Raw genomic sequence first — 18,097 nt, forward strand, 5'->3', positions numbered from 1 at the left:
CTGCAGGGGGGACCCTGTGGGAGAGTAGGACGCCGCCGAACTATCATTGGGAAAACCCCCGCATCGAAAGATGCGGGGGTTTTCTGCGTTCCGGGTCCTTCAGAAGGTGACTTCCGCCGTCTTCACGGTGCCGCCCTGCCGGCCGGGGGCCTTGTGGGATTCCCAGTAGAGGTTGGTGTGGGCGATCACCTGCGCCGGGGCGGGAGCGCCGTACTCGCTCAGATCCTCCGTGGTGTGGGCGTCGGCGACCAGGGTCGCGTCGTAGCCGCGGACGATCGCGCCGTGCAGGGTGGAGCGGATGCACACGTCCGTCTGGGCGCCTGTGACCAGCAGCCGGCCCACCTTCCGCTCCGCCAGCACGTCCTCCAGGCGGGTCTCCTCGAAGGAGTCCGCGTAGCTCTTGGGGACCAGCGGCTCGGTGTCCAGGCGGGCCAGCTCGGGGACGTAGGCCCAGCTCTCGCTGTCCTCCTTCAGATACTCGTCGGAGTGCTGCACCCAGATGACCGGCACGTCAGCCGCGCGGGCCCTGCCGATCAGGATGTCGATGTTGGCGATGACGCCGTCGCGGTCGTGGGCATCCGCCACCACGCCGTTCTGGACGTCGATGACGAGCAGTGCGGTGTTGGGTCGTTCGGGAAGCGTGGTCATGGGGCCACCGTAGAGCCAGGCACCGACAGTGCACGCCCGTATATCGGGTGAGGGCGGTGACGGGCGAGGCTAGCGTGGCCGCATGAGTACCCCCACCAGCGATGACTACGTCGTCCGTGCCATACGCCCCGAGGAGTGGGCGGCCGTGAAGCAGTTGCGTCTGGACGCGCTGCGGGACCCGGTCGCGCACATCGCCTTCCTCGAGACCTACGAGGACGCCCTGGCCCGGCCGGACTCCTTCTACCAGGAACGGGCGATCGGGTCCGGTGAAGGGTCCGGCACCGCACAGCAGTTCATCGCCGAGGCGCCCGACGGGACATGGGCCGGCACGGTCACCGTGCTGTTGGAGCAGGCCGGGACGACGGACTGGGCCGGGTATCCGGTCGAGCGGCGGCAGGGCCATGTGGTCGGGGTGTTCGTCCGGCCGGAGCACCGGGGCAACGGGCTGATCAAGAAGCTGTTCGACGCCGGTGTCTCCTGGGCCTGGCAGCAGCGTGCCGACCGGGTGCGGCTGTTCGTGCACGCGGACAACGCGCGGGCCCAGGGCGCCTACCGCAAGGCGGGGTTCGGGCCGAGCGGGCTGGTCGTGTCGTTCTCGAAGGACGAGGCCGAGAACGAGCTGGAGTTCGTGCTGGAGCGGTGACCAGCCCGCCGCGGCCTACTTGGGATCCGGTCCGGTGACCGGGCGGTCGCCGCGCAGCTCGGCGAAGAGCCGGCGCGACTTCTTCCTGTCCCAGGTCACCACGTTCCCCTTGGAGGTGGGGACGCCGATGCCGGCGACCGGGACGTTCATGTGCCTGACCCGGCCGCCGGCCACGGTTCGCATCGCCCGGAACAGCCTTGCCAGTTCGGGCAGGTGCATGCCGTCGTCGACGACCAGGCTGTCCAGCCCCGCCCGGGCCGCCGGGTACATGGCGGAGGGGTCCAGCAGGGTGTCCCGCCGTGCCGCCCGGTGGGCGAGCGCCGAGAGGAACCTCTGCTGGTTCTGCGTGCGGTCCAGATCGCCCCTGGCCTCCTGGTGCCGCTCGCGCACGAAGGCCAGGGACTGGCTGCCGGAGAGCGTCTGGCAGCCCTTGTGGAGGTCGGCACCCGACTTCTCGTCCCTGACGTCGCGGGACAGGCACATCGGGACGCCTCCGACGGCGTCGACGATGTGCACGAAGCCACCGAAGCCGATCTCCGCGTAGTGGTCGATGCGCAGGCCCGTGTTGCGTTCGACGGTGTTCACGAGCAGCTCGGGGCCGCCGTAGGAGAAGGCGGCGTTCAGCTTGTCACGGGCCGTGCGCAGGGTCTTGCCGGTCGAGGGGTCCAGCCGGCCGGGCAGCGCGACCCAGGAGTCGCGGGGGAGGCTCACCATGGTCGCGCCGTGCGCGCCGGTGTGCAGGATCATCATCGAGTCCGTGCGGCGGCCGCCGCCACCGCCGGCGTGCAGGTTCTCCACCTCCTCGGACGACAGCCCGTCGCGGTTGTCGGAGCCCACGACCAGGTAGTTGGTGCCCTCGCCCGGGGGCGGGCGGTGTCCGTAGGCGTTCAGGTCCACGTCGCGGTTGAGCTCGGCCTCGGCCCATCCGTAGGTGCCGCCGACCGCGGTGACCGCGGTGACGAGCAGGGCCAGCAGACAGCGCCGCGCTTTGCGCCGTTTCCGCTTCGCCTGGCGGGCGTGGGCGCGCCGCGGGGCGTAGCGGGAGCTGGGCCGCCCGGAGAACCGGGCGATCGTGTCGGTGCCGTGTCCGGCCCGCCCGGCCGGTGGGGCGGTCGTGGCCGGGCCCTCCTGTTCGGGTCCGGTGGGCTGTGCCGTGTTCACCGTCATGCGGAGGCCACCCCCTGCCGTCGGGGCCGTTCCACGGCCGGTTCCTGGAGGAGCGGATCGGCGGTGCCGGAGCGGTGCATGCTGTGCCACTTCAGGCGGGTGCCGAGGAGTGCCGTGATCACGGACTGGACGACCACCAGGTACATGAGCTGCCGGTAGACGAAGAGCTGGAGCGGCAGCCCCCACAGGGTGCGCAGTCGTTCCCGGTCCAGCCGCAGCGCGTACGCGGCGGTGGCCGTCTGGACGGCGAGGAAGCCGAGCCAGACCGCCAGGGACGGGAGGAGCCCGCGGAAGAGGACGCCGTACAGCGCGTAGAGGTCCATCACCGGTGCGCACAGCGGCGCGAGGATCTGGAACACCATGAGGTACGACAGCGCGCGGCGGCTGAAGCGGCCGGCGGGGCCGATCTCCGTGAGCGAGCGGCGGTGCTTCCACATCGACTGCAGGGTGCCGTAGCACCAGCGGTAGCGCTGTCGCCACAACTGGGGCAGAGTGCTGGGCACTTCGGTCCAGGCGACCGCCGACTCCTCGTAGACGACGCGCCAGCCGGCCCGCCAGAGCGCCATCGTGAGGTCGGTGTCCTCGGCGAGGGTCTCGTCGCTGACACCGCCGATGCCCATCAGCGCGTCCTTGCGGAAGGCGCCGATCGCGCCGGGGACGGTCGCCATGCATTCGAGGACGTCGAAGGTGCGCCGGTCGAGGTTGAAGCCGTTGACGTACTCCAGGTGCTGGAACTTGCCCAGCAGATGGCGCCGGTTGCCGACCTTGGTGTTGCCGCTGACCGCTCCGACGGACGGGTGGGCGAGCGGCTGGACCAGCCGGGACAGCGACTCGGGTTCGAAGACGGTGTCGGCGTCCACCATGACGACGATGTCGTGACGGGCGTGGGCCAGGCCGGTGTTGAGGGCCCGCGGCTTGCCGCTGTTCGGCTGGCGGATCACCCGTACCCGGGGGTCGTCGACGGCTTCGACGATACGGGCGGTGGAGTCCGTCGAGCCGTCGTCGACGACGATGATCTCCAGCCGGGGATGGGTGGAGGCGAGCAGGGAGTACACGGTGGAGGCGATGCCGGCCTCCTCGTTGTAGGCGGGCACCAGGACCGTGACCGGGGCGGTGACCGGGCGCAGGCGTGGGGTGCCGGAGCGGAAGGTGTGCACGCGGCGCTTGTGGACGCGGGCGAACACGCTGAGCAGCAGCAGCCTCAGGACGCCGAGCGAGCCTGCGACGGCGAGGGTCCACGCCATCACGGTGGTGAAGACGTGGCCGATCCGCACCGACCAGATCAGCCCCTGGCCCCTGACGCGCTGGGCCGCGGGGACGCGGGACACGAAGGAGGGGCGCCCGAGTCCGCCGCTGACGGTGGTGAACCTCGCGACCCGGTGGTCCCGCAGCAGCGCCCGCGCCTCGTGGTAGCCGAGGTCGGTGTGGCTGTACCGGGTGATCACCCCTTGCCACGGCTTGCGGGTGGGGTGGTCCGAGGCGACCACGAGGTAGCCCTGGTCCTCCGCGCGCCGCGCCGCCTGCCACTCGGGGCCGCAGAGCGTGTCCGCGGCCGTGGTGTGCGGCAGCCGCAGCAGGGTGGTGCGGATGCCGGCCGCGCCGGCGAGCGCGGTCTGGGTGAGGGCCAGTTCGGCGCGGGCCCGGAACGGCGAGGCGGTGCCGAGGTCGCCGCCGGTGTACGTGTACGAGCCGACCTCGTGGCCCTCGCGGACGATCCGGCGCAGGAGGGCGGGGTGGCGGACGGCGTCGTCGCCGTGGACGAAGAACGTCGCCCGCGCGTGGTGGCGGCGCAGCAGGTCGAGCAGGCGTGGCGTCCACACCGGGTCGGGGCCGCCTTCGAAGGTGAGGGCGGCGGTGCCCGGTGGCATGCCGGAGGTCTCGACGCCGGACGGGCCGAAGCGGAGCACCGGTTTCCCGTCGTCGGCCGTGCGCGGTATGGGCCGCGTGCAGGGTTGTTTGGCTCGTGCGGAGTCGACCTGGTGGGTGGTCCAGCCCTCGCAGACCAGGGTGACGGCGACGACCGTCAGGGAGAGCAGGAGCAGCAGCCAGTGTCCGCGGGGTGGACGTCGTACGTCGGCGTGCGGGCTCACCGGGGGGTGCCTCCGCCCTCCGCCCGGAGCCGGGGCGCACGTCTCTGTGCGACGTCGTGGTGGCCGGGGTCCGGGGCGTGGGAGGGGTGGTGCGCGTGGGCGGGGCTGCCGGCGGGCCCGGGGGTGTCGTGGCCGGCGGGGGCCGGTCCGTGGGTACGGGGTGGGGCCGAGCCCATCGGTTCCATGAGTCCGCCGACCAGTGCGCCGACGAACAGCAGGTAGCCGGAGCAGGCCAGTCCCACGCTGAGGGAGACGAGTTGCAGCGCCCTGCGGCGCCGTCCGGTGTGGTCGATGAAGACGGGGCGCCGGTGGACTTCGGGCGCAGGCGTCCGGGGCCGCTGTGCGGGGTGGGTGCCGGGTCCGTGGTGGTACTGCCAGCCGGGAGTGGTCCGGACCTTGATCGTCGGCGCTGTGGAGTACGTCGGCCGCCTCATGAGAGCGCCCTGCCGCTGCGGACGCGGGGGCGTCCGTCGTCGGCGGGCGCCGGGGGCGCGGAGCGCCCTTCGCTCGGTGTGCTGGCTATGTGGGGGGTGCCGTGCACGGGTTGCTCCTGATCTGTGGCCGCGCGGACGCGGCTGTTGTGGTGGGGGGACGGACCCGGGGGTCCGCCGTACTGCGCCGTGTGAGGCGCCGGTACGCGTACCCGCACCCAACTCGTGGGGGAGCCGGGATACTTCAGGGCGGAGCGACCGGCAAATCACACGGCCTACGACCCTACTCGGCAGAAACTTTCCGGGCACCCCCCTGATCGGGAGGCGTATTCCACAGCGGTCGCGGCGGGTGTCCTGGAACGCGTCCCGGGATTGCCGGTCAGGCGGGCAGTTCCTGGTGCGGCCAGCGGGCTCTGGCCTGTTCGCGGGAGCGGAGCAGGGCGAGGGCGGGCATGCCCTGGCCGGCTCCGGCGGCGAGCAGATCGGGGAGCTGGGGGAGGGGGGCCACGGCCGCGATGTCGTCCAGGACCAGGGTCAGTGGTGGGTCGAGCCGACCGGAGGATGACCGTTCGGCCATGCGCCGGCCGTGCTCGACCACGCTGGAGACGAGGGCCGTCAGGAGGGGCATCGCGCCTGGCTGGGTCCTGGGGTCCTCGATGGATTCACCGACCACATAGAGCGTGCCCCCTTCGTGGACGAAGGAATCCAGGGCGAGGGCATCACTTCGGTTCGGGGTGCAGGCTTCGCGGATGTTGACGGTGGAGAGGGCGGACAGCGCCCTGCTGATCAACTCCTGGGCCATGTCCCGACGCTCGGGATACGCGGTGAGGGCGGCCTCGAGCTCGCCGGCGGCGCCGGGGGCGGCCTTGGTGTGGGTGCGGAGGGTGCGTACGGCGTCCTGGACCTGGATGCCCTGGGCCCAGCGGTGGACGTGGCGGACGGTGCGGGAGTCCAGGGCGGCGGCGTGCAGGTAGCTGCGCAGCAGTGTGGTGGCGGTGTCGGCGACGGCCTGGTCGAGCTTGGCGGTGGGCCGGACGGGGCCGAGGAGGCCCTTGGCCCTGTTCAGCGCCGTCTCCTTGTCCTCACAGCCGCTGGTGGGGGACCAGTGGAGGCGGCTCGGGGTGTCGCAGAGGTGGGTGGGGTCGTAGAGGTGGACGGGGCCCAGTTTGGACCTGGCGTCCTTGGTCTCCGCCCAGAGGGCGGGGTTCGAGGTGACCACCAGGGCCGGGCCCGTGGCGTCCTGGACGGCCTGGACCGCGGCGGTGTGCCGGGTCGCGGGAGTGCCGTAGCGCACCGCGCCCTCGCCGTCCGGCGCCTCCCGGCCGGCCGTCGGGGCGCCGGCGCCGACGAGTTGTTCCACAGGCTGTGGAGCGGGCCCGGTGTGCGGTACCGGGGCCTCGTGCCGTTGCTCCGGCACCGCCTCGGGCACGGGAACGACCACGGGAGCGGCGGGAACGAGGGGGACGGCGGCCGGGGCGGGAGCGGCGGCGGGCGCCGTTGCCCGCTCGGCGGCGCGCCGTGTCTTCTCCGCCCGCCATCTCGCCACCGCGCCCATCACGAACAGGGTGAGGACGAGCAGGATCATCAGCTGGCCGATGAACAGGCCCCAGAACAGGCCCCAGCCGGAGAGCTGGGCGGCGGGGGTGTCCGGCCAGGCGCCGGGCAGGTCGTGCGGTTTGCCGATGAGGTGGCGCATGGCCAGGGCCGTGCGGGTGAACGTCACACCGTCCGGCCAGGCGCCGTGGGCGAACAGGGCCGCCAGACCGGTGGCCGTCCACACCAGCACGGTGATGCCGAGGAGGAAGGCGAGTATGCCGATCAGCAGCCCGTCGGGGATTCCGCCCTGGCCCTCGCGGCGGGTGTCACGGCGATCGTCCGGTCTCACTCCAGCCTCCCCCTACGCCACCGTCGATTCCGAGTCGCCTAGGTGCTGCTCCACGAAGGCCGCCGCCCGCTGCTCGGCCTCCAGTTCGGCGGCGCGCAGGGCGTCGTCGGCCGCCCGGTCGCTGGAGGACTCGGTCATCGCGCGGTCGGTGAAGACCAGCGGGCGCTCGGTCTCCGTGACGAGGTGTTTGACCACCTGGACGTTGCCGTTGACGTCCCAGACGGCGATGCCGGGGGTGAGGGAGGGGATGATCTCGACCGCCCAGCGCGGCAGGCCGAGGACCCGGCCCGTCGCTCTGGCCTCGTCGGCCTTCTGGGCGTAGATCGTCCTGGTCGACGCCATCTTCAGGATCGCCGCCGCCTCCTTCGCCGCCGCGCCGTCCACCACGTCGGAGAGGTGGTGGACGACCGCCACGAAGGACAGGCCGAGCCGGCGCCCGAACTTCAGCAGCCGCTGGAAGAGCTGCGCCACGAACGGGCTGTTGATGATGTGCCAGGCCTCTTCGACGAGGAAGATGCGCTTCTTGCGGTCGGGGCGGATCCAGGTGTGCTCCAGCCACACGCCGACGATCGCCATGAGGATCGGCATGGCGATGGAGTTGCGGTCGATGTGGGACAGGTCGAAGACGATCAGCGGGGCGTCCAGGTCGATGCCGACCGTGGTCGGGCCGTCGAACATGCCCCGCAGGTCACCGTCGACCAGCCGGTCCAGGACCAGGGCGACGTCCAGGCCCCACGCCCGTACGTCGTCTATGGCGACGTTCATCGCCTCCGCGGACTCCGGTTCGGGGTGCCGCAGTTGCTCCACGATGTCGGTGAGGACCGGCTGACGGTCGACGATGGACTCGTTGACGTAGGAGTGGGCGACCTTGAGGGCGAAGCCGGAGCGTTCGTCCAGGCCGTGCCCCATCGCGACCTCGATGATGGTCCGCAGCAGCGCGAGCTGGCCCGTGGTGGTGATCGAGGGGTCCAGGGGGTTCAGCCGGATGCCGTGGTTCAGGGCCGCGGTCGGGTCCAGGCGGATGGGGGTTATCCCCAGCTCCTCCGCGATCAGGTTCCATTCGCCGACGCCGTCCTCGCCCTGGGCGTCCAGGACGACGACCTGGCGGTCCTTGAAGCGGAGCTGCCGGAGGACGTACGTCTTCTCCAGGGCCGACTTGCCGTTGCCGGACTCGCCGAGCACCAGCCAGTGGGGGGCCGGCAACTGCTGGCCGTAGAGCTGGAAGGGGTCGTAGATGTAGCCCTTCCCGGAGTACACCTCGCGGCCGATGATGACGCCCGAGTCGCCGAGGCCGGGCGCGGCGGTGGGCAGATAGACCGCCTGGGCCTGGCCCGTGGAGGTGCGCACCGGCAGCCGGGTCGTCTCCACCTTCCCGAACAGGAAGGACGTGAAGGCTTCCGTGAGGACGGACAGCGGGTCCCGCATCAGCGCATCAGCCCCTACCTTCGAATGCCGGTGGCGAAGGGAAGTGTGTTCACGAAGGCCCGGTGGTGCTCGCGGTCGCACCACTCCAGCTTCAGGTACGACTTTCCCGCGGAGGCCCTTATCGTCCGCTTGTCGCGGTTGAGGGCTTCCGGGGACCGGGCGGAGACGGTGATGTAGCCGACCAGGTTGACGCCGGCCGCGCCGCTGGCGAGGTCTTCTCCCCGCTGGTCCAGGCGGTTGTGGGCGGCGATGTCGCGCGGGTCGACGGTGCGGTTCATCTTGGCGGCACGGGAGGCCTCCGCCTCGTCGTTCGTCTTCTCGGTCAGCATGCGTTCGATGGCTACCTCGGTGGGCTCGAGATCCATCGTCACCGCGACCGTTCGGATGACGTCCGGGGTGTGGACGAGCAGGGGCGCGAGGAAGTTGACGCCGACGGGGGTCATCGGCCACTCCTTCACCCAGGCGGTGGCGTGGCACCAGGGGGCGCGGGTGGCGGACTCGCGGGTCTTGGCCTGGAGGTAGGTGGGCTCCATGGCGTCGAGTTCGGCCGGCCAGGCGTTGCGCTGGGTCATCGCCTGGATGTGGTCGATGGGGTGGTCCGGGTCGTACATCGAGTGGATGAGGGAGGCGAGTCTGCCCTGCCCGAGGGGCTGGCGGACACGGATGTCGGCCTCCTGCAGCCGGGAGCAGATGTCGGTCAGCTCACGGGCCATGACGACGGCGAGTCCGGCGTCCCGGTCGACCTTGCCGCCGTGTGCGCGCACGGCCCGGGCCATGGCGTGCGCCTCGGCGGCCAGTTCGCGGCCGTAGTGCATGCAGGCGACGAGGTAGGCGCGGTGCTGCTCGCTGCTGGTGGACACCATGGACTGGAGCTGGTCGTAGGACCGGGACAGCCAGTCGGGTGCCTTGTCGTCGCCGCGCAGTGTGACGTCCTTGGCGTGGGCGTCGGGATCGGCGGGCAGGGTGCGGGCGAGCATCTGCAGCCGGGTGACGAAGCCGTCGCCGTTGGCCACGTGCTTGAGCAGCGTGCCGAACCGGTCGACGAGGGCCTCCTGGTCCTCGGAGTCGCGCAGGCCGACACCGGGGCCCTCGATCTCGATGGCGGCGGTGACGGTCTTGCGGTCGGCGTGCAGGAGCACGGCGATCTCATCGGGTCCGAACGGCGCGGCGAGCCAGGTGATCCGTCCGATGCCGGGCGGCGGCCCGACCTCGACCTCCCGGCCGTCCAGCCGGGTGCCGGCCTCGACCACCCCGGAGCGGTAGGTGGTGCCGCGCTTGACGGTGCGCTTGTACGAGCGGTTGATCTCGAACCACTTGTAGAACGTGCGGCGCTTGTACGGCACGTAGACCGCGGCGAGCGCGAGCAGCGGGAAGCCCGTCAGCAGCACGATCCGCAGGGACAGGACGGGGACGAGGAGGCCGCACATCATGCCGAGGAACGCGCCGGCGACGATCAGCGCGATCTCGCCGGACTCGCGGTTGCGGCCGATGATCGCGTTCGGCCGGGCGCGGCCGATCAGATACGTACGGCGGGGCGTGACCGGATGGGACATGTGGGACTCGGTCGTCAACGCCCGTCACCTCCTGAGCGATTGCTGCTGCTGTTGCGTGTGTTGCCGGCGTGCGGGGTGTTGACCGGGCTGGGCGCGCGCGGCGCGGGCGCGGCGGAGGGGACTGCTCCGCCGCCCTGTCCGGTACGGCCGCTGTGGGCGGCGACGCCGCCGGAGGCGGGGTTGGCGGGGCGGGCGCTGCTGGAGCCGCCGCCCGAGCCGTTGTTGTCGGCGCGGGTGCTGTGCGTCTTGATGCCCTGCGCGACGAGGGTGGCGGGGGAGCTGATCACCGCGGCGGCCTTGCCCTCGGCGCCCTGCATGATGCGGTTGCTGCGGGAGCCGGCGATCTCGTCGCCGAAGCCGGGGACGAAGCGGTAGATCATCGCGCTGGCGAAGATGGCGAGCAGGATGATGGCGAGGCCGGAGACGACGGCGGAGAAGGCGTCGGGGCCGTTGTCGCCGGCCAGTGCGCCGGCGAGGCCGAGCACGATGACGATGACGGGCTTGACCAGGATGACGGCGATCATGATGCCGGCCCAGCGCCGTACGTGGCCCCAGAGGTTCTTGTCGACCAGGCCGGCGTAGACGACGGTGCCGAGCAGGGCGCCGACGTAGAGCAGGGCGGCGCGGATGACCAGCTCGAGCCAGAGGATGCCGGCGGCGAGGATGCTGACCAGGGAGACGACGATCAGCATGATCGGTCCGCCGCCGATGTCGTCGCCCTTGCCGAGGGCTCCGGAGAAGGTGCCGAAGAACGTGTCGGTCTGGTCGCCGGTCGCCTTGGCGAGGACGTCCGTGACGCCGTCGGCGGCGGAGACGACGGTGTAGAGGATCAGCGGGGTGAAGGCGGAGGCGAGCACCGTCAGCCACAGGAAGCCCACCGCCTCCGAGATGGCGGTGGTCAGCGGTACGCCGCGGACCGCCCGCTTGGCGACGGCCAGCAGCCACAGCAGCAGCGTGAGGATCGTGGAGGCGGCGAAGACCACGGCGTACTGCTGGAGGAACTTGGTGTTCGTGAAGTCGACGTTCGCGGTCTCCTTGACGGCGTCACTGAGCTTGCCGATGGTCCACGACGCGGCGTCGGCGCAGCCCTTGCCGAGGGAGGAGAGGGGGTCGAGGGTGGAGGTGAGGGGGTTGTCGGGGGTGGTGAGGCCCTTTTTGGAGCCGCCGCTGTCCTTCTCGCAGAACTGTTTGGCGGCGCCGTGAATCAGGTCACAGGCGTCGTCGCTCTTCGCCGGCGAGGGCGACGGTGAGGGCGCGGCGAAGGCATGCGTCGCCGTGAGGACCGCTGCCGTCTGCACGGCCGTGACGGCGGCAGCCAGGGTGAGTACGCGGCGGTTAGCGGGCATAGGTGAACCCTCCGTACTCGTCGACGGCCTTCGAGATGTCTTCCGAGCTGGAGGCCTTGTCGTCGCCGGGGACGGGTGCCGGGCCCTCCTGCTGGGAGTGCGTGATGATTTTCCAGTCGCCGGCGGCCCACTCGAGTTTCATCGAGATGGTGAACCAGCTGTTGGTGACCGGGTTGGTGGATTTGTCGCCCGCGAGGCCGAGGAGTCCGCTGCACCAGACCTCGACGGTGGCGGCGTCACCGCTCGCCTCGGTGACCTTCGTACCGATCGGGCTCGTGCGCGAGACGAACGTGTAGCCCTTCGGTGCCGTGCCGTCCGCGTACAGGCCGAGACTCTGACTGAAGTCGGGGGTGTACGCCTTGTCCATCGCGGCCTTCGAACTCGTGACCGCTGACGGGGTCATGATGGCCTGGAGGACGGAGTCACGCTTGTTCTTGTTGAACATCTCGGCCGACCCCAGCGCCACCGCATAGTTGGCGGCAGCGCTCTGCGCGCCCTGCTCCGTGTGGGCGAAGCCCGAGGGGATGCCGGTGGAGCCGGTGTCGACCGGCTTCGTGCCGCTCGCCGCCGTGGCCGCGGCCTTCGGGCGGTCGCCCTTGTCGGCGGAGCCGTCCCCCGAGGAGCCGTCCCCCCGGTTCGCGAAGGCGATCGCCGCGATGAGGAGGACCACCACGCCGACGACCGTGATCAGGCCCCGGGAGGAGGAGCGGCCCGTTCTGCGGGGCGCGCCGCCGTAGGGGTCGCCGCCGGGCAGGCGGGTACGGGTCTGGCCCGTCTCGGTGTAACCCTGCTCGTCTCCGGGACTCATGCCGGGTAGGCCCCCTCCACGTCGTGGACATACGACGGTAGCCGTGCTGGTTCCCGCGCGGGCGCGGTGTGGTGACTCGACATCAGGGAAACGCAACCTCAGCCGGTGGGCACGACGGGTGGGTGGGGTGGAGGGGACGGCCGGGCCGGCCCGGCGGTGGAGGGGGTGTCAGACCGCCATGCCGTAGACGATCGTGAACAGTGTGCCGAGCGAGCCGATGATGAACACCCCGGTGAGGCCCGCGATGATGAGGCCCTTGCCCTGTTCCGCGCTGAAGGTGTCCCGCAGGGCCGTCGCGCCGATCCGCTGTTTGGCCGCTCCCCAGACCGCGATGCCGAGGCAGAGCAGGATGGCCACGGCCATGACCACCTCGATCATCACCTTGGCCTCGTTGCCCAGGCTGCCGAACGGGCCCCAGTCCGGAGCGATCCCGCCGATGATGGTGTTGATGTCTCCTTTGTCGGCCGCAAAGAGCATGTAAGTCACCGCCCCTGGTGGGTAGTTCCGCAAGCCCCCTGCGGTGTGCAGAGGTCAGGTCCATTCTCGCCGACAACGCCGCGGTCGTATGTCGACTTGACGTCATTGGCCGGCGGGTTTCGTACGAATGACCCGTACGGTCACTCTGTGTATCACGGCAGGTCACGCCGGGCAACGACGCCGGAGCGGAACCTGTCGTGTGGTTCCGTCGTTGACCCCTTCTACGACTCCGCGAGGTTTCTGACGGCTGGTCGGGTGAGGCGTCGACACGATGTTCTCACGCCGGCTCAGCCGACCTCGATGTGCTGGTCCATCCCGAGCTGCTTGTGGCCGTCTACCGGGCAGTACAGGTCGTACGTGCCCTTCCTGAGGTGCACCGTCAGCGCCCCCTCCTGGCCGCTTCGGAGGTTCTTGGTCCTGGCGTCCTCCACGCCGGGGCCGTCGATCGACAGGGCGTGCGTGATCCTGCCGTGGTTGCCGGAGACGAAGGTGTAGGTGCCCGGTGCGAAGGACGACCGGGACAGCTTCAGGGCGTACTCGGTCTCGGTGACCGCGACCCGGGTCCCCGGGTTCGCGGAGCGGCTCGGCGTCGTGCCGCCCGTCCGGCCGCCGCCCCCGCCGGAACAGGCGGCGAGCACGAGCGCGGCCGCGCACGCCGCCGCGGCGGCACCGAGTGGCGTGAGGGTCCTGTGTGCCGAGAGTGTCATGCGGCTCATCCCCTTCCGGGTGAAAGGCCGTCCATCGCTGTATACGGGCGACTGCGCGCCAGGGTTTGCCCGGGCCGGCCGCCTTCCTCGGCCACGGCGGTGGTGACCCGATGTGACGACTCGGGAGGCGGGAGTGGCGGCGGGACAGTACGGTGGATGCGGTCGCGCGACCCCTCCGGGAGGTCTCGCGGGCACGGCGGCGTGGCCGGGACGGCTTTCTCAGCTCGTGGCGGAGAGTGGGGGCCCGATGAAGCGCATCTCTCGCACCGCCCGCGCCTGGTTCACCTCGCGGCCCGCTCTCCTCGGTGCCGTGGTGCTGCTCGCGCTGACCTCCGCCTCCGCCGCGGCCGCCGACGACGGGCCCGAGCCGCTCGGGGTCACGGCCGTGGCCGCCGAGACGGCTCGGACCATGCGGGTGGGCGCGCTGTTCGGGTCCGACCGGATCGGCGGCCTGGCCGGCGGGCACTTCTGCACCGCCTCGGTCGTGCACAGCCCGCAGCGCGATCTGATCGTCACCGCGGCCCACTGCGTGGACGGCGCCGGCGACCTGGTGTTCGTGCCGGGGTACCGGGACGGGAAGGCGCCGTACGGGGTGTGGCGGGTGGGGAGGACGTTCGTGCCCGACGGCTGGGCCGAGGGGCGGGACGAGGACAGCGACGTCGCCCTGGCCCGCCTGGACCCGCTGGACGGCAGGGAGATCGAGGACGCGGTCGGGGCCAACCGGCTCCAGGCCGGCGGGGCCACCGGCGCCGCCGTGACGCTGACCGGCTACCCCGACTCCCGCGAGACGCCCGTCAGCTGCACCAACAGGCCCGACCGGCGCGGCCGTACCCAGCAGCGCATCGACTGCCCCGGCTTCCCCGGCGGCACCAGTGGCAGCCCGTGGACCGACGGCGGCGGCCGGGTCGTCGGGGTGCTCGGCGGGTACGAGAAGGGCGGGAGCACGGCCGACGTCTCGTACAGCGTGGTGCTGCGCGGGCAGGCGGCGGAGCTGTACCGGCGGGCCGTGGCCGCGTCCTGAGTACGCGTCAGCCGCTGCGGGCCAGGGCCGTTCTCGCCGTTCCCCTGTGAAATGGCGCCACTTCGCGCCGATGATGACTGGAACCGGTCCGACATGGGGGAGAGTTGGACCGTGCGGAAGGTATGGGTGCTCGGGGGTGCGGCGGTCGGGCTCGGCATGGGCTTCGTCATGCTGCTCGTGGTCGGGGTGTACGTGGTCGCCGGAAGCCTCGCCAACGACGTCGTCACGGGCAGCCGCGGACTGGCCAAGGGCGCCGTACCCGCCGCCTACAAGCAACTCGTGCAGCGATGGGGCAACCTGTGCCCCGCGTTGAGCCCGGCGCTGCTCGCCGCCCAGCTCTACCAGGAGAGCGGCTGGAACCCGACCGTCGTCAGCCCCGCGGACGCGCGCGGCATCGCCCAGTTCATCCCGAGCACCTGGGCGACGCACGGCATCGACGGCAACGGCGACGGCAGGCGTGACATCTGGGACCCGAATGACGCGATCCCGTCGGCCGCGTCGTACGACTGCGAACTCGCCAAGTACGTCAAGGACGTTCCCGGGAACGTCTCCGACAACATGCTCGCCGCCTACAACGCGGGCGCGTACCGCGTCATAAGGTCGGGCGGGGTGCCGGCCATCAGCGAGACGCAGAACTACGTCAAGCGGATCCGCAGCCTGGAGAAGAGCTTCGCCGCGCCGGTCACCCGGCTCGACCCGAGCCGGCAGGCCGCGGGTGCCATCGCGTTCGCGCAGAGCAAGCTCGGAACGCCCTATCTCTGGGGCGGTACCGGCACCGCCGACCAGGGAGGACGCTTCGACTGCTCCGGCCTGACCAAGGCCGCGTACGAGAAGGTCGGCATCACCCTGCCCCGGGTCGCCAACGACCAGTACAACGCCGGTCCGCACCCCTCGCGGGACGAACTGATGCCGGGTGATCTGGTCTTCTTCTCCGACGACCTCACGGACTCGCGGGCCATCCGGCACGTGGGCATCTACGTCGGCGGCGGGTACATGATCGACGCGCCGAGGACGGGGGCCGTCATCCGGTTCGACCCCGTCGACACCCCCGACTACTTCGGTGCGACGCGCGTGACCGAAGATGGCGCAAAAGCACTCCCCACCAACGTGTGAACCGAGCGTGAACCTGCCCCCTGAGCTGCGGAGATGAGTCTCTCTTCGATAACGTCTGCGTGATCATTCGGTGGAGAGTGGAACGTATTGATGGGGGCCGTGCGTTCCTGTTGACGTAGCCGAGCGGACGTCAGTACGGCAGTGCAGCGGATGCGGATCTACGAACCACGGGGAGCCGGAGCGACGCACACGAGGTGCGTCCGGGACTACGACGAAGGGGCCACAGCACCATGGCTGTACTCGCCGAATCCGGATCGAACCCCGACGTCGACCTGCTGTACGACATCAATGGCCTGGCCAAGGAAGCGCCGCACTGGTTCGACCGGGTCATGGAGTTCGTGGGTGAGTACGGGCTGCTGGTGGCCATGGTGCTGCTCGTGCTGTGGTGCTGGTGGTCCGTGCGGCGGCGGGGCGGTGAGGAGGCGGCCCCCTCGGTCGCCGCGCTCGTGTGGGCCCCGCTGGCGGCCGGCATCGCGGTCCTGGTGAACGTGCCGATACGGGGGTTCGTCGAGCGGCCGCGGCCCTTCGTCGACCATCGGGGGCTGGACGTCCTCGTCTCCGGGAAGACCGACTTCTCCTTCGTCAGCGACCACGCGACGATCACAATGGCGCTGGGGGTCGGGCTGTTCGTGGCCAACCGCCGCTTCGGCCTGGCCGGCATCGGGCTGGCGCTGCTGGAGGGGTTCTGCCGGGTCTACATGGGCGTGCACTACCCGACGGACGTCGTCGGCGGATTCGCGCTGGGCACGGCGGTCGCGCTGCTGCTGTCGCCGCCGGCCATGGCGCTGCTGACGCCGCTGCTGAAGGCGGTCGAGCGGTCGCCGCGGGCGGGACGGCTCGTGCGGAGCCGCTCCGCGGGGAGCCGGGGCGATGCCCTGTTCTCCGGTGCCCGGAAGCCCGTCGCGTCCGAGGAACGGGATCTCGCGGCGTAACCGGAGCCGGTGCCGGCCGGGGGGGCTTCGCCCCCGCGGCCGGCGCGTCGGTCACAGGCCCTGCGCGTAGGAGAAGAAGCGGTCCGGGTCGTACTGCTTCTTCACCGTGCTCAGCCGCGACGCCGCGTCCCCGTAGTAGGCCTTGCGCCAGTTCCTGAGGGTGGGGTCCGTGTAGTTCTGGTAGGCCGCGCCGGAGGCGTAGGGAGCCATGGCCTGGTGAGCCGACGTCAGCCACGACTGCGCCGAACCGCCGGAGGCACCCGCGCCCCAGGACGCGATGTACTGCGCCAGCATCCGGGAGCGGCGGTGGACGAAGGCCGTCGCCGTGGGCGAGACCCGGTTGACCGCGCCGCCGAGCGCGGTGAACGCGATGCTGCCCGCGCCGCCGCGGACGGAGCCGATCTGCCTGAGCAGGGTCTGGATGCCCGCGGCGGACAGCGAGCGGTCGAAGAAGTCGGAGCGCGCCGCGTAGGTCTCCCGGCCCAGCCTGCCCTGGCCGGAGCGGCCCGGGGTGGAGCCGGGCAGGTGGCACTGGGCGTCGGAGGAGAAGGAGGAGCAGCCGGCGTAGATCTCCATGGCCTCCTCGTAGCCCCGGCGGCGCAGCGAGACGGAGGAGGCGTCGGCGCCGGCCTTGTGGGCCAGGCGGTCCACGGCGTTCTGCAGCTCGCCGTAGGTGCCCAGGGAGAAGCAGGCCACCGAGACGGTGGGGGTCCGGCCCGGTGAGCAGGCCAGGTGCAGGGAGGACCAGATCTCGTCCGGCTGGGAGGGGCCCCACTCCTGCCAGGCCTTGACGACCGCGGCCGCTTTCGACCAGGGCCACGTCATGTACGCCGTCACCGCCTGCGGCGCCGGGTGGGTCTTGAAGTGCAGTTCGGTGACGACGCCGAAGTTGCCGTTGCCCGCGCCGCGCAGCGCCCAGAACAGGTCGGAGTGTTGCTGCGCGTCGGCCGTCACCTGGGTGCCGTCGGCGGTGACGAGCGTGGCCCGGGTGAGGCTGTCGCAGGTCAGGCCGTAGGCGCGGGAGGCGACTCCGTGGCCGCCGCCGAGGACCAGTCCGGAGACGCCGACGGTGGGGCAGGAGCCGGCGGGTATGGTCACGCCCTTCGCGGCCAGCCCGCGGTAGACGTCGATCAGTTTGGAGCCGGCGCCGACCACCGCCTGCCCGCCGCTCACCCGGATCCGGTTGAGCCGGGAGACGTCGAGGACGAGCCGGTTGTCGCCGGAGGAGTAGCCCGCGTAGGAGTGGCCGCCGTTGCGTATGGACACGCGTATGCCGTGCGCCCTGGCGTACGCCAGCGTCGTGCGGATGTCGGCGGTGTGGGCGACGTAGGCCACCGCCGCCGGTTTCAGGCCGTCGAAGCGGGTGTTGTAGAGCTGGTGGGCCGTCGTCCAGCTCGCGTCCCCGGGGCGCACCAGGCTGCCGTCCAGGTCGCGGGCGAGGGCCGCCCAGTTGGCGGCGGCGGCCTGGCTGGTGGTCTTCAGGGCCGTGCCGGACGATGAGAAGGACCGCGCCGAGGAACGTGCGGAGGTGTCCGTGCCGGAACTGCAGCCCGCCAGCGCGGTGGTGGCCAGCGCGGCCGTGCCGCCCGTGATGAACGTACGCCGTTCCATGTCCGTCGCCTTTCCTCGGCTCTCCTGGAACGAGACGACGCCATGCGCACACGGGTTCCCGTCGCACGAGGAAGAACATCGAGGGCGTGTCCGCGCGAGTGGGACGCCGGAACCTCCACGTGCTCTCCCCGTGAGCATTCCGTGACCTCACCGGGCCGACGGCAGGGGTTCACTCCTCGTTCACTTCCGGCCATCGGCGGCTTCACCTGTTCTGCCTAATTTCGGCCTTACGCGGTGCTC

The 18,097-nt window shown here is 71.2% G+C and carries 16 protein-coding genes; 4 read left to right on the forward strand and 12 right to left on the reverse strand.

Features of this window, described 5'->3' with window-relative positions; genetic code table 11:
- Positions 1–99: 99 nt before the first annotated feature.
- Complete coding sequence (locus tag ACWCPN_RS07060; RefSeq protein ID WP_451203065.1) at positions 100–648, reverse strand: isochorismatase family protein; 549 nt, start codon at positions 646–648, stop codon at positions 100–102.
- Between the two features lie 82 nt (positions 649–730).
- Here ACWCPN_RS07060 and ACWCPN_RS07065 point away from each other — a divergent pair, with 82 nt between their 5' ends.
- Complete coding sequence (locus ACWCPN_RS07065) at positions 731–1,291, forward strand: GNAT family N-acetyltransferase (protein WP_451203067.1); 561 nt, start codon at positions 731–733, stop codon at positions 1,289–1,291.
- A 15-nt stretch (positions 1,292–1,306) separates the two neighbouring features.
- Here the strand turns inward: ACWCPN_RS07065 and ACWCPN_RS07070 are convergent, their stop codons facing one another.
- The 10 genes from ACWCPN_RS07070 to ACWCPN_RS07115 form a co-directional block, all read right to left on the reverse strand.
- Positions 1,307–2,458 (reverse strand): LCP family protein, encoded by a 1,152-nt coding sequence (locus ACWCPN_RS07070; protein ID WP_451203069.1) that lies wholly within the window; start codon positions 2,456–2,458, stop codon positions 1,307–1,309.
- Positions 2,455–4,548, reverse strand: a complete 2,094-nt coding sequence (locus ACWCPN_RS07075) for a bifunctional polysaccharide deacetylase/glycosyltransferase family 2 protein (protein ID WP_451203072.1) — start codon at positions 4,546–4,548, stop codon at positions 2,455–2,457. The genes ACWCPN_RS07070 and ACWCPN_RS07075 overlap by 4 nt, the downstream gene beginning before the upstream one ends.
- Positions 4,545–4,982 (reverse strand): hypothetical protein, encoded by a 438-nt coding sequence (locus ACWCPN_RS07080; protein WP_451203075.1) that lies wholly within the window; start codon positions 4,980–4,982, stop codon positions 4,545–4,547. Before ACWCPN_RS07080 ends, ACWCPN_RS07075 begins: the two co-directional genes overlap by 4 nt.
- A 376-nt stretch (positions 4,983–5,358) precedes the next feature.
- Entirely contained in the window at positions 5,359–6,864 is a 1,506-nt protein-coding gene (locus ACWCPN_RS07085; protein WP_451203077.1) for a type VI secretion protein, read from the reverse strand.
- A gap of 12 nt (positions 6,865–6,876) precedes the next feature.
- On the reverse strand, positions 6,877–8,289 hold the full coding sequence (locus ACWCPN_RS07090) for an ATP-binding protein (RefSeq protein ID WP_359548950.1): 1,413 nt from the start codon (positions 8,287–8,289) through the stop codon (positions 6,877–6,879).
- A gap of 14 nt (positions 8,290–8,303) precedes the next feature.
- Positions 8,304–9,842, reverse strand: coding sequence for an SCO6880 family protein (locus ACWCPN_RS07095; RefSeq protein WP_451203803.1), 1,539 nt, complete (start codon positions 9,840–9,842; stop codon positions 8,304–8,306).
- A 14-nt stretch (positions 9,843–9,856) separates the two neighbouring features.
- On the reverse strand, positions 9,857–11,188 hold the full coding sequence (locus ACWCPN_RS07100) for a hypothetical protein (protein ID WP_451203079.1): 1,332 nt from the start codon (positions 11,186–11,188) through the stop codon (positions 9,857–9,859).
- Positions 11,178–11,996 carry a hypothetical protein gene (locus tag ACWCPN_RS07105; RefSeq protein WP_451203081.1) on the reverse strand — a complete coding sequence of 273 codons (819 nt, stop codon included), beginning with the start codon at positions 11,994–11,996 and terminating at the stop codon, positions 11,178–11,180. Before ACWCPN_RS07105 ends, ACWCPN_RS07100 begins: the two co-directional genes overlap by 11 nt.
- Before the next feature lie 168 nt (positions 11,997–12,164).
- The gene (locus ACWCPN_RS07110; protein WP_014673544.1) at positions 12,165–12,473 is read right to left on the reverse strand and encodes a hypothetical protein; all 309 of its coding nucleotides are present in this window, start codon (positions 12,471–12,473) and stop codon (positions 12,165–12,167) included.
- Positions 12,474–12,760: 287 nt separating this feature from the next.
- Positions 12,761–13,180 (reverse strand): cupredoxin domain-containing protein, encoded by a 420-nt coding sequence (locus tag ACWCPN_RS07115; protein ID WP_451203084.1) that lies wholly within the window; start codon positions 13,178–13,180, stop codon positions 12,761–12,763.
- A gap of 247 nt (positions 13,181–13,427) precedes the next feature.
- Here ACWCPN_RS07115 and ACWCPN_RS07120 point away from each other — a divergent pair, with 247 nt between their 5' ends.
- From ACWCPN_RS07120 to ACWCPN_RS07130, 3 genes are all read left to right on the forward strand, one after another.
- Positions 13,428–14,201, forward strand: coding sequence for a trypsin-like serine peptidase (locus tag ACWCPN_RS07120; RefSeq protein ID WP_451203087.1), 774 nt, complete (start codon positions 13,428–13,430; stop codon positions 14,199–14,201).
- Between the two features lie 93 nt (positions 14,202–14,294).
- Entirely contained in the window at positions 14,295–15,314 is a 1,020-nt protein-coding gene (locus ACWCPN_RS07125; RefSeq protein WP_451203089.1) for a C40 family peptidase, read from the forward strand.
- 230 nt (positions 15,315–15,544) lie between these two features.
- Positions 15,545–16,246 (forward strand): phosphatase PAP2 family protein, encoded by a 702-nt coding sequence (locus ACWCPN_RS07130; RefSeq protein WP_365127577.1) that lies wholly within the window; start codon positions 15,545–15,547, stop codon positions 16,244–16,246.
- A 51-nt stretch (positions 16,247–16,297) separates the two neighbouring features.
- On the opposite strand, the gene ACWCPN_RS07135 is transcribed toward ACWCPN_RS07130, so the two are convergent.
- Positions 16,298–17,857: an FAD-binding oxidoreductase gene (locus ACWCPN_RS07135; protein WP_451203092.1), complete on the reverse strand. Its 1,560-nt coding sequence runs from the start codon at positions 17,855–17,857 to the stop codon at positions 16,298–16,300.
- Positions 17,858–18,097: the final 240 nt, after the last annotated feature.

It is taken from the genome of Streptomyces sp. NPDC002386 (genome assembly GCF_053593175.1).

Coding starts and splice junctions, on each gene's coding strand:
- ACWCPN_RS07065 (WP_451203067.1), top strand. CDS start 731: ATGAGTACCCCCACCAGCGATGACTACGTCGTCCGTGCCATACGCCCC.
- ACWCPN_RS07105 (WP_451203081.1), bottom strand. CDS start 11,996: ATGAGTCCCGGAGACGAGCAGGGTTACACCGAGACGGGCCAGACCCGT.
- ACWCPN_RS07135 (WP_451203092.1), bottom strand. CDS start 17,857: ATGGAACGGCGTACGTTCATCACGGGCGGCACGGCCGCGCTGGCCACC.
- ACWCPN_RS07060 (WP_451203065.1), bottom strand. CDS start 648: ATGACCACGCTTCCCGAACGACCCAACACCGCACTGCTCGTCATCGAC.
- ACWCPN_RS07090 (WP_359548950.1), bottom strand. CDS start 8,289: ATGCGGGACCCGCTGTCCGTCCTCACGGAAGCCTTCACGTCCTTCCTG.
- ACWCPN_RS07070 (WP_451203069.1), bottom strand. CDS start 2,458: ATGACGGTGAACACGGCACAGCCCACCGGACCCGAACAGGAGGGCCCG.
- ACWCPN_RS07100 (WP_451203079.1), bottom strand. CDS start 11,188: ATGCCCGCTAACCGCCGCGTACTCACCCTGGCTGCCGCCGTCACGGCC.
- ACWCPN_RS07125 (WP_451203089.1), top strand. CDS start 14,295: ATGGGGGAGAGTTGGACCGTGCGGAAGGTATGGGTGCTCGGGGGTGCG.
- ACWCPN_RS07095 (WP_451203803.1), bottom strand. CDS start 9,842: ATGTCCCATCCGGTCACGCCCCGCCGTACGTATCTGATCGGCCGCGCC.
- ACWCPN_RS07130 (WP_365127577.1), top strand. CDS start 15,545: ATGGCTGTACTCGCCGAATCCGGATCGAACCCCGACGTCGACCTGCTG.
- ACWCPN_RS07110 (WP_014673544.1), bottom strand. CDS start 12,473: ATGCTCTTTGCGGCCGACAAAGGAGACATCAACACCATCATCGGCGGG.
- ACWCPN_RS07120 (WP_451203087.1), top strand. CDS start 13,428: ATGAAGCGCATCTCTCGCACCGCCCGCGCCTGGTTCACCTCGCGGCCC.
- ACWCPN_RS07080 (WP_451203075.1), bottom strand. CDS start 4,982: ATGAGGCGGCCGACGTACTCCACAGCGCCGACGATCAAGGTCCGGACC.
- ACWCPN_RS07115 (WP_451203084.1), bottom strand. CDS start 13,180: ATGACACTCTCGGCACACAGGACCCTCACGCCACTCGGTGCCGCCGCG.